Genomic DNA, 14,810 nt, shown 5'->3' on the forward strand with positions numbered 1-14,810 from the left:
AAATGGTTATTTGAAAAATTTTAAAATTATTTTTAAATTATAGATATTTAAATATACTTACCTTTTATACCATAAAAAATAGCACTTATTTAGTAAATAAGCGCTATTTCTTATTAGAATAATTATCTAAATTTTTTATGTATTACATCATTATCATTTCTGTATATTTTTTAAATGATACTGGACGTGAGTAAAGATATCCCTGACCATAATCTATTCCAAGATTCATAGCTATATTATGATCATCTTGTGTTTCTATTCCTTCTATAACTACTTTACATCCTAAGCTTTTTCCCATATCAACAATTCCTCTTAAGACTTTAAGCTTTTTTTCTTTATTATCATTAGGCTTTGGTAAAAACTCTCTAGGTATTTTTATTTCAACAAAATTAATATTACATAATCTATAATAAGAAGAATATCCTGTTCCAAAATCGTCTATTGATATCTTATAACCTTTTTCATCTAATTTATTTATTGTTTCTATAATTCCTTCATATTCATTTATAGGGTCTGTTTCTAGTATTTCAAGTATTATTTGTTCTGGGTTAATTGAATATTTCTTTGTTATTCCTAATATGTCCTCATATATAGAAGGACTCTTTAATGTATTTATAGATATATTTATAGAATATGTGTTATAAATACAGTTACTTTTTATTATATCCTTACACATTTTTTCAAATACATGTATATCAAACTCATATTCTTTATCTAAATCTCTTATTATTTCTATAAATTCTAGTGGAGGTACTAACCCAAACTTGGGATTATACCATCTACTTAAAATCTCCCATGATATTATATTTCTATTTATTATATCGACTTTAGGCTGATATACTATGCTAAATCCAGGCTTATCATTAGATAAGATATCTTCTCTTATTGCCCAATATTTTTCTTCAAATTTATTTATATTCAAAGGCCCCATATTCCCTCCCATTATTTTATATAAAAAAAGACTAAAAACATCAGTAGATATTTTTAGCCGGTTGTACCAATAACTCCACATATTCTAGGTACCCATATACAGAATATGCTTCAAAGTATCTAACTATATATTAAACCCTATATGGTATATATGTCTATTCATTTATATGCATTTCTGTTTTTTTATAAAAATATGTTTCATATATAAAAAAAGCACATAAAATCTAGTTAGATTTTATGTGCTTTTTATAATTTATTTATTTATACCAAAGAATTTCTTAGCATTTTCTTTTGTAGCTTCACATACTTCTTCATAAGATATACCTTTTTCTTGTGCTATCTTATCTGCAACAAATTGAACTAATGATGGGTCATTTCTTTTGCCCCTATGCGGCTCTGGTGCCATATAGGGAGAGTCTGTTTCTATTAATAAATACTCTAGAGGTATTTCTCTTACTACCTCCCTAGTTTTTTTATTATTTTTGAAAGTTACAGTTCCTGGTATAGAAATATAACAACCCATTTTTATATATTCCTTAGCTAATTCTACATTTCCACTATAACAGTGTAGCACACATCCTATTTCAGGATTTTTAGTATTTTTGATTATTTCAAAAGTATCTCCATGTGCATCTCTATCATGTATTATTATAGGTAATTTTAATTCATTAGCTAACTCTATTTGCTTTTTAAACCACTCTTTTTGTACTTCTCTAGGAGAGTTATCGTAATAATAATCAAGCCCTATTTCTCCTATTGCTACTACTTTATCATTTTCAGTAGCTAATTTTCTTAAAGTTTCTATTGCAGTATCATCAAGTTCACCAACATCATGTGGGTGAACTCCTACAGCTGCATATATAAAATCATATTTCTTTGAAAGTTCAATAGCGCTTATTGATGTTTCTATATCTGCCCCCGGATTTACTACTAAATCAACATTTTTCTCTCTTAAAGACTTTATTAGCTCTTCTCTATCTTCATCAAATCTTTCATCATTTAAATGTGCATGTGAGTCAAATAACATATTTTTTCTCCTAACTAATTAACGAACTTCGCATCCATCATTAGCACCTATTGCTGTTGGAACTACTAAGTCATCTCCATCATTTCCAGCTGCTAATATCATACCTTGAGATTCTACACCTCTTAATTTAACTGGTTTTAAGTTACATACTACTATAACGTCTTTACCAACCATATCTTCTGGCTTATACCAAGCTGCTATTCCAGATACTATTTGTCTTGTTTCTGGTCCTATTTTAATTTGGGATACTAATAATCTGTCTGCTTTTGGATGCTTTTCACAGCTTATTACTTTACCTACTCTAAGTTCTACTTTATCTAGTTCGTCTATTGTTATATTTTCTTTGTGTTCTAAAGGTTTTTCAACTACCTCGTCTTTTTTTTCTGAGAATAGTTCATTTAATTCTTCTACTTCTTTTTCTATATCTAATCTTGGGAATAAAGCTTCACCTTTGTGAACTTTTGTGTTTTCTCCTATAAGACCAAACGTCTTAACACTTTCCCAAGTTGTTAATTCTTCATTAACTATACCTAATTGACAGTATATCTTTTTAGCTGTTTCATTCATTATTGGGTTTATAAGAGTAGCTATTATTCTTATAGATTCACATAAGTTATAAAGTACAGTATCTAAAGTATCTTTATTAGCTTCATCTTTAGCTAAAGCCCAAGGCATAGTTTCATCTATATATTTGTTAGTTCTTCTTATTAATTTCCAAGCGCTTTCTAATGCTTCATTAAATTGAAGTTTATCCATTTCTTTTTCAAAATTTTCTACTGATAATCTAGCAACTTCTTTTAAATCGTTATCAAATTCAGTATTTGCCTTAGCCATCGGTATTATACCACCATTGTATTTTTCAACCATTGCTACTGTTCTACTTACTAAGTTTCCTAAGTCATTAGCTAAATCTGAATTTAATCTTGTTACGAAGTTTCTATGAGTATAGTTTCCATCTTGACCAAATGCAAATTCTCTTAATAAGAAGTATTTTAATGAATCTACTCCATATCTTTCTATCATTTGTTCTGGATAAACTATATTTCCTTTTGATTTACTCATTTTATCATTATCAAATAATATCCATCCATGTCCATATACTTGTGTAGGTACTTCTTCACCTAAAGCCATAAGTATTGCTGGCCATATTATAGTATGGAATCTCATTATTTCTTTACCTACTATATGAACGTTCGCTGGCCAGAATTTCTTGTATTCTGAATCATTTTCACTCATATATCCTAAAGCTGTTATGTAGTTACATAAAGCATCTACCCAAACATATATAACGTGCTTTTCATCAAATGGTACCTTTATACCCCAGTCAAATGTAGTTCTAGTTACACATAAATCTTCTAATCCTTTATCTAAGAAGTTAGCAACCATTTCATTTTTTCTTGATACTGGGAAACAGAAGTTAGGGTCTGCAAATAATTCTCTTAATCTATCTTCATATTTAGATAATTTAAAGAAATAAGCTTCTTCTTTAGCTAAATAAGTGTCTCTGCCACAATCAGGACACTTATTTCCTTCTAATAATTGAGATTCTGTCCAGAAACTTTCACATGGAGTACAGTATCGTCCTTCATAAGCACCTTTGTATATATCACCTTGTTCATATAGCTTAGTAAATATCTTTTGGATTATTACCTTATGTCTATCTTGTGTTGTTCTTATGAAATCATCATATGATATGTCCATTGTGTTCCATAGTTTCTTTATATCTGCTATCATTCCATCTAAGTATTCTATTTCTGTCATACCTTTTTCTCTAGCAGTTTTTTGTATTTTTTCTCCGTGTTCATCAGTTCCTGTTAAGAATTTTACATCATATCCACAGAAACGCTTAAATCTAGCTATTGCATCTGCTGCAACAGTTGTATAAGTATGTCCTATATGTAAGTTACCACTTGGGTAATATATAGGCGTTGTTACATAAAAACTTGGTTTAGTCATGTTATTACCTCCTATTTATTGTATTAAAAAACTCGCCTCCTATAATACATAGGGGCGAGATTAATCACGGTACCACCCTAATTTATCTATATTTGTATAGATATCTTAGTAGACTTTTAACGGGTCTAATCGTCTTATCTTAAGGACTAAATCGTTTGGATAAGAAAGCTCCAAGGCCATGTTCAATAATTTCTTTAACGCTAGCTTTCACCTAATCTAGCTCTCTGTTAGAAAAAGTCTTTATTTACTCTTCTTTTCATAGCTTATTAATATTAGTTTATACTTATGTTTACTATTTTATACAATATCATTTTATTTATAAGTACTATATGCATTACTGTATGAAATAGTACTTATATAATAATATATTTCCTTTTTAATGTCCATGATTTTATAATCAAAACTATATAACTTTATCTAAAAACTGCTTAGTTCTTATGTGTCTTGGATTTTCAAACACGTCACTAGGCACACCCTCTTCTAATATATACCCTTCATCCATAAATACAACCTTATTAGCTACTTCTCTAGCAAATCCCATTTCATGTGTTACAACAGCCATAGTCATGCCTTCATTCGCTAGCTCTTTCATAACGTCTAATACTTCTTTTACCATTTCTGGATCAAGTGCCGAAGTTGGCTCATCAAACAACATTACATCTGGTTTCATAGCTAGAGCTCTTGCTATAGCTATTCTTTGTTTTTGACCTCCTGATAATTGATCTGGATATGAGTCCTTTTTATCTTTAAGACCAACTCTATCTAATAATTCTAAAGCTTCTTTTGTAGCTTGTTCTTTAGAAATCTTTTTTAATTTCATTGGAGCTAATGCTATATTATCTAATATTGATATATTTGGAAATAGGTTAAAGTTTTGAAAAACCATGCCTATATGTTCTCTAGTCTTATTTATATCACTTTTTTTATCTAATATATTATTACCCATAAATAATATATCCCCACCATTAGGTTTTTCTAATAAATTTATACATCTTAATAATGTACTTTTTCCTGATCCACTTGGTCCAAGTATTGCTACGATTTCACCTTTCTTTATTTCTAAATTAATATCTTTTAATACTTCTAATTTTCCAAATTTCTTTTTAATATTTTGTATCTTTATCATGTATATAACCTCCCTTAAGCTATATCTGCTAATTCTCTCTTTTTATTAAATATTTCTGAACTTTTTGATCTCTTATTGTTTAATTTATACTCAAGTAAGCCAACTAACTTTGATAAGCTAAATGTAAGTACAAAATATATTAAAGCTGCTACTATTAAAGGCTCAAATGCTAAGTAAGTTGTTCCTCTTACTACATCTGCTTTATACATTAAATCTGGTATTCCTATTACTGAAACTATTGAAGATTCTTTTATTAAAGATATAAATTCATTAACTAATGATGGTAGAGAGTTTTTTAAACCTTGAGGTATTATTATATATCTCATACTCATAAAGTAATTGAATCCTAACGATCTACTTGCTTCCATCTGTCCCTTATCTACTGACTGTATTCCTGATCTTAATATTTCAGCTATATAAGCACTTGAGTTTATAGATAAAGTAAATATTGCAGCTACAAATTCAGATGATAAAGGTCCTATACTAGGAAACTCTATACCTAGCCCAGGAAATCCAAAATAAACTATTGATATTTGTATTAGTAAAGGTGTACATCTTAAAAATTCAATATACGAACTTGCTATAAATTTTAATATTTTACTTTTCGATATTTTTAACAAACAAACTACTATTCCTAACATAAAGCCTAAAATCAAAGTAATTGCTGATAGTCCTATTGTTGCTTTTGTTCCCTCTATAAAATACTTAGAGTATTCGCTTAAAAATCCAAAATCCATCTATTTGTACCTCCGTTATGTCTTTTATTGAGCTAACTTAGTAGCTTTTTCAACAAACTCATTTATTTTATTTTCTTTAACTAATTTATTTATTGCCTTATTTACTTCTTCTACCAAAGAAATATCTTCAGTTTTATTCATAGCAATTGCAGAACCCTCTGTATTTCCTTTACCTAAATCAATATTAATATCTACTATATTTGGATATTGTTTTAAATAACCTTTAGTTGTTTCTTTACTTAAAACTATAGCATCAACATTTCCATTGTTTAATTCTAAAACTACATCTGATATTTTACTTAATCCCTTTATATTAGTTGCTTTTAATATGTCTGTTGCTATTTGTTCTTGTAAACTAGATTTTTGAACCCCTATTTTCACATCTTTTAGACTTTCTATTGAATTAAATTTATTTAAATTTTCTTTATTAACTAAAACTGTGTGCTCCCCATTGTAATAAATATCTGTAAAGTTAACTGCTTTTTTTCTTTCTTCTGTTGGACTCATACCTGCAACTACCATGTCTACAACTCCTGATTTTAAAGCTGGCAGTAATCCGTCAAATTTCATATCCTTTATTTCTAATGTTACTCCTAATTCTTTTGCTATTTCTTTTGCCATTTCCATTTCAAATCCAACGATTTCATCTTTTCCATCTATTACCTTATGGAACTCATACGGTGGATAATCAGCACTTGTTCCTATTACTAAATTTCCTTTTTCTTTTATTTGTTCTAATTGTGTAAATGATTTATTTTCACTTGACACTTTTTTTGATGAGCTACATCCTATCACTCCTAAAGCTAATACTCCTGATAAAGCTACTATAACTGATTTCTTTAAATTTTTCATAATATTACCTCCTATTTTTAATTGATTATTAATTGATAATAGAACCATCTAAATATACTAGGTTTCCCTTACTTCGCTCATATCACGGACACAGCCGTTCAAGTATTTGTGTTGGAAATTATAATTTCCTAGTATTAAAAAAGTCCCTTAGCATAAATGCTAAGAGACGAATTAACTCGTGGTACCACTCTTATTGATAAGATACTAAATATATACAATAATAGTATTTTGTGTAATAAAAAAGTCTCTTGGTTATAAAAACCAAGAGACGAAGTATTCCGCGTTACCACTCTTATTGATAAGTAATCTTATCCACTCTATCCCTTAAGGCGGGCAAACCGATTACCATACTATTACTTCAAGTAATCTTCTCCAAAGCTCTCTTCACTATAACCATCTTTGCTAGGCTCACACCAACCCTAGCTCGCTGAAAATCTGACTAAAGTTACTCTCTTTTTCATCGAATTTTTTTATTAATTTAGTATAATTATAGACTATTATTTATAATTGTCAATATCTTTTTTAAAATTTATTTTTTAATTTTATGTAAGCAAAACGTAGCATATAAATACAGATGCTATAACTCCTGCTATATGACAAATCATAGCGCAACTTAGTGTATGCCTTGTATTTTTTATTTTTAAACTACCATAATATATTGCCATTGTATAAAATATCGTCTCTGATGCTCCTACTATTGTAGCTCCCATTTGTTCTATTGTTGTATCTATCCCCACCCTTGATGCAAGTTCAGTATACATTCCTAAAGCACCACTTCCTGATAATGGCTTAACTATTATTAACCCTATTAATTCCTTTGGTATACTAAATAATTGCGCTATCGGATAAAATATAAATTCTAACATTTCAATACCTTTTCCAGATTTAAATATACCTATTGCTAAAAATATTCCAATTATGTACGGTACGATATCCCATGCAGCTTTAAGACCTTCTATTGCGCCTTTTACAAAACTATCATATATGTCTATTTTTTTATACTTTCCATATGCTATTATGTACAACATTATAAGGGGTACTAGTATATTTGAGAATAACTCCATTATCTATACCTCCTTTTTCTAGATTCAAATAACTTACAAGTTACTATAGCAATTATTGTTGAAATTACAGTTGCAAATAATGTTGTAACTATAATTTCTGATGGATTTTGTGAGCCTAAATCCATTCTTATTTTAAGCATTGTAAATGGAACTAGTTGGATTGAAGATATATTTATAACCATAAACATTACCATATCATTACTTGCTGTATCTTTTTTCGGATTTAGCGTTTGTAGTTCACTCATTGCCTTTAATCCAAATGCAGTTGCTCCGTTACCTGCTCCTACCATATTTAAAGCTATATTCATTACCATATAAGACATTGCCTTATGTCCTTTAGGAACTGATGGAAACAACTTTCTCATAAGTGGGTTTAGTTTTTGCCCTATTTTTTCTATAAGTCCTGAGTCTTTAGCAATACCCATTATTCCCATCCAAAGAGCCATTACTCCTGCTAAACTTATAGCAAATTCAACTCCATGAGATGCTTCATTTAAAATAACTTTATTTAACTCTCCTAAATTATTTGAAAATATACTTCCTATTATTCCGATAGCAAGCATATAAAACCATATTCTTCCTATTTTAATCTCCTCCCTTCTAAGTAATTTTATGATAGGTGGGTTATACTTTATACTTGAAAGTTGTACTATATTGTGTTTTAGTATATATGTGGGGTCTTTTATAAATTTTATTATTAAGGAGAAATATAATGAGAAATTTAACACTTCTTACTGATTTATATCAACTTACGATGTTAAATGGATATTTTGAAAAAAATGTTTATGAAGATATTGTTGTGTTTGATATGTTTTTTAGGAAAAATGCCTGCAACAGTGGATATACTATAGTTTGTGGTATAGAACAGTTTGTTGAATATATAAATAACATTCACTTTTCAGATGAAGATTTAGAGTATTTAAAAAGTTTAAAACTTTTTTCTGATAAATTTTTAACTTTTTTAAAAGATTTTAAATTTACAGGTGATATATATTCTGTTGAGGAAGGAACTATTATGTTCCCTAATGAGCCTATTCTTACTGTAAAAGCACCTCTATACCAAGCTCAACTTATAGAAACTGCTTTGCTTACAATTGTTAATTTCCAATCACTTATAGCAACTAAAGCATCTAGAGTTTGCTTTGCTGCACAAGGAGACCCTGTTTTTGAGTTTGGTCTACGTCGTGCTCAAGGTCCTGATGCTGGTACCTATGGTGCAAGAGCTGCTATGATAGGGGGATGCTCAGCCACTGCTAACGTATTAGCAGGTAAATTATTTGATATACCTTTAATAGGTACTCATGCTCACAGTTGGGTTCAAAAGTTTGATACTGAATTAGAGGCTTTTAAAGCGTATGCTGATATTTACCCTGATAAATGTCTATTACTTGTAGATACATATAATGTATTAAATAGTGGGCTTCCTAATGCTATAAAAATCTTTAAAGATTTAGAAAAAAACGGTTACAAACCATCAGGTATTAGGTTAGATTCTGGTGATCTTCAATATTTATCTAAAGAATGTAAAAAGGTTTTAGATAAAGAAGGTTTTTCAGATGTTCGTATTACAGCTTCTAATGATTTAGATGAATATACTATAACTTCATTAAAATCTGAAGGTGCTGCTATTAATTCTTGGGGCGTTGGTACAAAATTAATAACATCAGCTGATTCACCTTCTCTTGGTGGTGTTTATAAATTAGCTGCATCTTATAAAGGCGATATCATCCAGCCAAAAATTAAAATATCTGAAGATCCAGAAAAAATAAATAATCCAGGATATAAAAAAGTAGTTAGAATATACAATAAAAATAATAAGGCAGAAGCAGATTTAATTATGCTTCATGATGAAGTTATTGATGAATCTAAACCTTTGACTATATTCCATCCAATTTATACTTGGAAAACTAAAACATTTGAAAATTATAGGATTAAAGAGCTTCATAAGCCTTTATTTATAAATGGTAAATGTAAACATGAAAGAAAAAGCGTTATGGAAATAAGAGATTATACAAAAAATGAGCTTAATACTTTATGGGAAGAATATAGAAGAATATCAAATCCACAAACTTATAAAGTTGATTTATCTGAAAACCTTTGGAACTTAAAAGCTCAAATGATTGATTCTAAAAAATCTGTGTAAAATAGCTTAAATTAACATTTATTTTAGGACAATAATATACTCTCTTTAAAACATTGAAATGTAAAATTATATTTACATAATCTTACTCAAGGGGGATCAAAACATGGATATTACAGATCACAGAATTATAGACATCTTGCAAAAAGATGGTAGAGTTTCTATGAAAGATTTAGGTAAAATAGTTGGACTAACTTCTCCAGCTGTTTCAGAAAGAGTTAAAAGATTAGAAGAAGCTGGTATTATAGAAGGATATAAAGCTATAGTAAATCCTGATGCTTTAGGAAGAGTTATAAAAGCTTTTATTCATATCTCTTTACCTAGCAATAAGTACGAAGCATTTATTGAAGATGCTCGTCAAGATCCTAGAATAGTAGAATGTCACCATATAACAGGTGATGACTGTTCAGTTTTAAAAGTTATTGTTAAAGATATGTACGAGCTTGAAGCTGTTATAGATTCTATAAAGAAAATAGGTTCAACTAAAACATCTGTTATATTATCAACACCAATTCAAGCAAAATCAATTTTATAGTAAAAATTTACTTTGCTCAAACGATCTAAAACCTAGGTCTTTTGCTTGAGCAACATGTTGGTAAACTATTTTAAGCTTAAAATAGTTAGAATTATAAATCATCTATAGACTAGATAATTTATAATTCTTTAATATATAAAAATACTCTGAAAAAATTTAAATAAATAAGTTTTTTCAGAGTATTTTTATATTATATATTTTGTCTGCTATATCTATAAATATAATTAGTAAGTACATAATCCATATATGTTTTTATTACGCCACTATCCTCATTTGGATTTAGTAGTTTTCTAGTCGATACTATATCTGCATATCCTAATAATAAAACTCCTATAACATCATCATTTAATGTATCAAATATTTCATATAGCTTTTCTTTTGGCATGTCATTATTTTTATAAAATATTAAAAGTGTCATATGATGTCTTACATATTTGCATAGAGTGTCTATATTTTTATAAGATAACCCTAATTCTTGTCCTAGTTTAAAAGTTATCTCTTCACCTGTTATCTCATGCCCTCTAAAATGAACCCTCTTATCACTGTCAACTGTTTTGCTAGCAGGTTTTCCTATATCATGTAAAAATACTCCTAACTTTAGTAACTGAAATTTAGTTAGGTTATTATCTAATTCAGTATTTAAATATTCTTCTACTCTTTTTTTTAAATGACTTGAAAAAAATTTTTTTTCATTTACTATGCTCTCAAATTCTTCTAAAGCATATAAAGAGTGGTCATATGCATTTACTACATGGTATTTACACTCTCCAATTACTTTCATATCCTTTACTTGAGGTATAATTTTCTCTAGTATTTGATTTTCGTCTAGTCCACGAAAATGATTATAAGTTTTTTCTACACGTAAACTATCTAATAGATTTTCTTGTAGTTGCATATATATCACTCCAAATTTTTTATAAATCTAATACTTGCTTATAAACTACATCTTTCTTTAGCTTTCTATCTTTACATACTGCTTTAATTGCCTCTTTTTTATCCATTCCATTTTCAATTAGTGTTACAACATATTCTCTTTCGCTAAGGTCATCATAGCTATTTTTTACAGTTTTTTCTCCTGTAAAACCTTCCACTATTAAAACAAATTCTCCTTTTATTTCTCTTTCATTGAATATATTTATAACAGTTTCTAAATCTTCCCTTATTATTTCTTGATACTTTTTAGTAAGTTCTCTATTTACTGATATTTTTCTATTACCTAATATCTTTAACATATCCTTTAAAGTATCTTTTAATCTATGTGGTGATTCATAGAATATTATTGTTCTACTTTCTTCTTTTAATTCTTCAAGTTGCTTTCTTCTAACCTTTTTATCTCTATCTAAAAATCCTTCAAATGCAAATTTAGCAGTCTGAAGTCCTGAACTTACTAGTGCAGTTATAGATGCCGTCGCACCTGGAAGAACTTCTATCTCTATATTATTTTCTATCGCTTGTCTTATTATATCCTCTCCAGGGTCTGATATTCCTGGCATACCAGCATCACTTACTAATGCTATATTTTCTCCATCTAGTAGTTTATTTATTAGGTATCCACCTTTTGAATCTTTATTATGGTCATGATAGCTTGTTAGTGGTTTAGATATATCGAAGTGATTTAAAAGTTTTATACTATGTCTTGTATCTTCTGCTGCTATTAAATCAACTTCATTTAATATTCTTATACTTCTATATGTCATGTCCTCTAAGTTACCTATTGGTGTTGGACATATATATAATTTTCCGCTCATTTATTTTTCTCCTATATCTTCATTTGCATAAACTGCTCTTAATTCTTCTGTGTAGTCTCCATCTTCACCGTAAACATATAATGGGTCTAGTATTTTTAATTCTGGTCTTCCATCCTTTGCAAACTCTACAAGCATTAAATTTGGAGCCTTATTTGCTCTTGGATGTATAAATTGTATTTGCTTAGGTTCTAGTCTATACTTTCTACCTAAATCTATTATATCTACTAATCTTGTAGGTCTATGTATCATAAAGAATTTTCCTTTAGGCATTGTTAATCTTGATGCAGCTCTTATAACATCTTCTAAGTTACACTTTACCTCATGTCTTGATATAGCTTTTTTATCATTTGGATTTTTAATTCCATCCATATGCATATATGGAGGATTTGATGTTACAACATGGTATCCATGTACTTCTAATTCTTTATCAATTGTTTTTATATCTGCATTTATTATTTTTACTCTATCTTCTAGATTATTTAATTTTACAGAACGTGTAGCCATTTCATAAACTTCTTCTTGTATTTCTACTCCTATTATCTCACTAGCTTCACTTTTACCTGCAATAAGTGTAGGTATTATACCTGTTCCAGTACCTAGGTCAACAACTTTAGCTCCTCTTTTTACTTTTGCAAAGTTAGCCAATAAAACTGCATCTACACCAAAACAGAATCCAGTTATATCTTGTATTAGCTTTAATCCCTTCAGTTGTAAATCATCTATTCTTTCTGTTTCTTTTAGTTTTATTTCCATAAGTATCTCCTTTTAATGTCCTGTTTCACATATATCTATTTTATAAGTATTATTACTTTAAAAAAGGTAGGAAAAATCCTACCCCTTAATCTTATAATAATTTTTAATACTTATATAAATAGAATTTTAGTCTTCTAATTTCTTTAATTCTCTTATTGTAGCTTCATCTAAGCCTTCTGCTCTTAAACTATTTCCAGACTTTTTAGGCTCTTGTAAAACTTTAACTTCTTCTCTATGGCATATCTTTATAGTCTTATCATTGAATTCTATTTTAACTTGTTCTAATAATGGATTTATTTCTACTACCTTACCTTTAGCTTCTTCAACTTTTACTAATGCCCCTACTACTGGCATTGAATCAATAGCTTCAGCATATACATCATGCTCATATTTTAAGCAACAGAATAATCGTCCACATATTCCAGAAATCTTTGTAGGATTAAGAGATAAACTTTGGTCTTTAGCCATTTTTATTGAAACTGGTTGGAAATCTCCAAGCCATGATGAACAGCATAATCTTCTTCCACATGGTCCAAGTCCACCAATAGACTTAGCTTCGTCTCTAACACCTATTTGTCTTAACTCTATTCTTGTTTTAAATATTGCTGCTAAATCTTTTACTAATTCTCTAAAATCTATTCTTCCTTCTGCTGTAAAGTAGAATATTAATTTATTTCTATCAAATGTATATTCGCAATCTATTAAATACATCGTAAGCTCGTGTTCTTTTATTTTTTGCTGGCATAACTCAAAAGTTTCTTTTGCTTTTTCTTTATTTTCAAGATAAGCAGCAGTATCTTCTGGTGTAGCTATTCTTATTATTGGTTTTAATGGTGAAACCAACTCTTTTTCTTCTATTTCTTTAGGACCAACAACTATTGTCCCATATTCTAGTCCCCTTGCAGTTTCTACTACTACGTCCATATTTTTTTCTATTTCAAATTCAACTGGATCAAAATAATATATTTTTCCAGCATTTTTAAATCTAACACCTACTATCTTTATCATTTAATCACCTCATATATATTCAAAGCCATAACTTGTATGCTTATATTAAAGTTACAATTGCTTCTTATCTTTGTCTTAGTATCTTCTATTATATCAATAATCTTTGATACTTGCGAATATGTAATTTTTTTGCTCATATTTTGTATAAATACTATCTTATCTGCATTTATTATCATACTTTTATCAATATTTTCTTTTAACATCATCATATCTCTAAAGTAATTTACAAAAATGTCTAAAATACTAACGATTTCTTTTTTATACTTGTCCATATTAGCTGGTATTTCTAATATATCTATTATCTTCTTATCAAGTATAGTTTGTATATAAGATTGTATATCGTCTCTCATTATTGCAAAATCAGCTGACTCTGATAATTCTAACGCTTTTTCAATACTTCCCCTAGAAAAAACTGAAAGTAACTGTGCCCTTTGTTCCTCTATTCCTTTATCTATTAAGAATTTTTTTAAATCTAATAAAGATATAGGAAGAAATTTTATTATTTCACATCTAGATTTTATAGTGTCCAATAGTCTTTCCTTGTTACTAGTAATTAAAATCATTATAGCATATTCTGGTGGCTCTTCTAATGTTTTTAATAGAGCATTTTGAGCTTCTACTGTCATTTTTTCTGCTTCATTTATTATATATATTTTATACTCTTTATGTGGTTTTATTATTATGTCTGTTTGTAGTTTTCTTATCTGAGCTATTTTTATACTACTTCCATCTGCATTAATATTTATATAATCTGGACTACTGTCCACATTTTCAGTATTTAATAGTATTTTTGCTAGTTCTCCTGCAAATTTCTTTTTCCCTATTCCATCAATACCCTCAAACATGTAGGCATGGTTAATCTTATTTTTTCTTAATGAATTTGTTAAATACTTTTTCGCAAATTCTTGACCTATTATATTTTCAAAATACATAT

15 protein-coding genes, 1 riboswitch and 2 other annotated features are annotated in these 14,810 nt (G+C 28.6%); of the genes, 2 read left to right on the forward strand and 13 right to left on the reverse strand.

Annotated elements, in window-relative coordinates:
• Positions 1 to 142: 142 nt before the first annotated feature.
• The 8 genes from JNUCC81_RS18040 to JNUCC81_RS18075 all read right to left on the reverse strand — a co-directional run bounded on the left by JNUCC81_RS18040 (position 143) and on the right by JNUCC81_RS18075 (position 8,255).
• Positions 143 to 931 (reverse strand): EAL domain-containing protein, encoded by a 789-nt coding sequence (locus JNUCC81_RS18040; RefSeq protein ID WP_454094719.1) that lies wholly within the window; start codon positions 929 to 931, stop codon positions 143 to 145.
• A gap of 46 nt (positions 932 to 977) precedes the next feature.
• A riboswitch (cyclic di-GMP riboswitch) is annotated at positions 978 to 1,061 on the reverse strand.
• Between the two features lie 122 nt (positions 1,062 to 1,183).
• On the reverse strand, positions 1,184 to 1,957 hold the full coding sequence (locus JNUCC81_RS18045; RefSeq protein WP_454094720.1) for a TatD family hydrolase: 774 nt from the start codon (positions 1,955 to 1,957) through the stop codon (positions 1,184 to 1,186).
• Between the two features lie 18 nt (positions 1,958 to 1,975).
• Entirely contained in the window at positions 1,976 to 3,913 is a 1,938-nt protein-coding gene (metG, locus tag JNUCC81_RS18050; protein WP_454094721.1) for a methionine--tRNA ligase, read from the reverse strand.
• 47 nt (positions 3,914 to 3,960) lie between these two features.
• Positions 3,961 to 4,182: a binding site (T-box leader), on the reverse strand.
• A 134-nt stretch (positions 4,183 to 4,316) separates the two neighbouring features.
• On the reverse strand, positions 4,317 to 5,039 hold the full coding sequence (locus JNUCC81_RS18055) for an amino acid ABC transporter ATP-binding protein (protein ID WP_454094722.1): 723 nt from the start codon (positions 5,037 to 5,039) through the stop codon (positions 4,317 to 4,319).
• 14 nt (positions 5,040 to 5,053) lie between these two features.
• On the reverse strand, positions 5,054 to 5,776 hold the full coding sequence (locus JNUCC81_RS18060; RefSeq protein WP_454094723.1) for an amino acid ABC transporter permease: 723 nt from the start codon (positions 5,774 to 5,776) through the stop codon (positions 5,054 to 5,056).
• Between the two features lie 24 nt (positions 5,777 to 5,800).
• A complete protein-coding gene (locus JNUCC81_RS18065) occupies positions 5,801 to 6,628 on the reverse strand; it encodes a transporter substrate-binding domain-containing protein (RefSeq protein WP_454094724.1) in 828 nt (275 codons plus the stop codon).
• A gap of 261 nt (positions 6,629 to 6,889) precedes the next feature.
• Positions 6,890 to 7,098 (reverse strand) — a binding site (T-box leader).
• A 72-nt stretch (positions 7,099 to 7,170) separates the two neighbouring features.
• A complete protein-coding gene (locus JNUCC81_RS18070) occupies positions 7,171 to 7,692 on the reverse strand; it encodes a spore maturation protein (RefSeq protein WP_454094725.1) in 522 nt (173 codons plus the stop codon).
• A complete protein-coding gene (locus JNUCC81_RS18075; protein ID WP_454094726.1) occupies positions 7,692 to 8,255 on the reverse strand; it encodes a nucleoside recognition domain-containing protein in 564 nt (187 codons plus the stop codon). The genes JNUCC81_RS18070 and JNUCC81_RS18075 overlap by 1 nt, the downstream gene beginning before the upstream one ends.
• A gap of 149 nt (positions 8,256 to 8,404) precedes the next feature.
• Here JNUCC81_RS18075 and JNUCC81_RS18080 point away from each other — a divergent pair, with 149 nt between their 5' ends.
• Both JNUCC81_RS18080 and JNUCC81_RS18085 read left to right on the forward strand, forming a co-directional pair.
• Positions 8,405 to 9,835 (forward strand): nicotinate phosphoribosyltransferase, encoded by a 1,431-nt coding sequence (locus JNUCC81_RS18080; protein WP_454094727.1) that lies wholly within the window; start codon positions 8,405 to 8,407, stop codon positions 9,833 to 9,835.
• A gap of 103 nt (positions 9,836 to 9,938) precedes the next feature.
• A complete protein-coding gene (locus JNUCC81_RS18085) occupies positions 9,939 to 10,367 on the forward strand; it encodes an Lrp/AsnC family transcriptional regulator (protein ID WP_454094728.1) in 429 nt (142 codons plus the stop codon).
• Positions 10,368 to 10,557: 190 nt separating this feature from the next.
• Here the strand turns inward: JNUCC81_RS18085 and JNUCC81_RS18090 are convergent, their stop codons facing one another.
• From JNUCC81_RS18090 to JNUCC81_RS18110, 5 genes are all read right to left on the reverse strand, one after another.
• Positions 10,558 to 11,262: an HD domain-containing protein gene (locus tag JNUCC81_RS18090; RefSeq protein WP_454094729.1), complete on the reverse strand. Its 705-nt coding sequence runs from the start codon at positions 11,260 to 11,262 to the stop codon at positions 10,558 to 10,560.
• A 19-nt stretch (positions 11,263 to 11,281) separates the two neighbouring features.
• On the reverse strand, positions 11,282 to 12,115 hold the full coding sequence (rsmI, locus tag JNUCC81_RS18095; RefSeq protein WP_454094730.1) for a 16S rRNA (cytidine(1402)-2'-O)-methyltransferase: 834 nt from the start codon (positions 12,113 to 12,115) through the stop codon (positions 11,282 to 11,284).
• Positions 12,116 to 12,868 (reverse strand): tRNA1(Val) (adenine(37)-N6)-methyltransferase, encoded by a 753-nt coding sequence (locus JNUCC81_RS18100; RefSeq protein WP_454094731.1) that lies wholly within the window; start codon positions 12,866 to 12,868, stop codon positions 12,116 to 12,118.
• Positions 12,869 to 12,994: 126 nt separating this feature from the next.
• Positions 12,995 to 13,876: a PSP1 domain-containing protein gene (locus JNUCC81_RS18105; RefSeq protein ID WP_454094732.1), complete on the reverse strand. Its 882-nt coding sequence runs from the start codon at positions 13,874 to 13,876 to the stop codon at positions 12,995 to 12,997.
• Complete coding sequence (locus JNUCC81_RS18110) at positions 13,873 to 14,808, reverse strand: DNA polymerase III subunit (RefSeq protein WP_454094733.1); 936 nt, start codon at positions 14,806 to 14,808, stop codon at positions 13,873 to 13,875. The genes JNUCC81_RS18105 and JNUCC81_RS18110 overlap by 4 nt, the downstream gene beginning before the upstream one ends.
• Between the last annotated feature and the right edge of the window lie 2 nt (positions 14,809 to 14,810).

The sequence above is a fragment of the Faecalimicrobium sp. JNUCC 81 genome (assembly GCF_053667625.1).